This window comes from Rhizobium sp. Rhizsp42, from assembly GCF_047304155.1.
GTDB lineage: Bacteria > Pseudomonadota > Alphaproteobacteria > Rhizobiales > Rhizobiaceae > Rhizobium.
Genome location: NZ_JBGLYS010000157.1, coordinates 1 through 264 on the forward strand (window position 1 = coordinate 1; position 264 = coordinate 264).

General features: G+C 63.3%; 1 protein-coding gene. It reads right to left on the reverse strand.

Going from position 1 to position 264, the window contains the following annotated elements:
• On the reverse strand, positions 1–264 hold a 264-nt coding region (locus ACCD05_RS31925; protein WP_413397691.1), incomplete at both ends, for a DUF1698 domain-containing protein.

The window sequence follows — 264 nt, forward strand, 5'->3', positions numbered from 1 at the left end:
CGCCGGCACCAATCATGCGCCACATGTGATAACCGCTGCCGCAGCCCACATCCAGCACGGTTCGACCGGCCAGCGAAGAGATATGCGGCAGCACGCGGTCCCACTTCCAGTCGGAGCGCCATTCGGTGTCGATGTCGCAGCTGTAGAGCGAAAACGGCCCTTTGCGCCACGGCATCAGGTTACGCAGCAGCTTTTCGATGCCGGCGCGCTGGCGATCGGTTAACGCGTCATGCTGCGCGCTGACGCTGTGCAGCAGATCGAGCT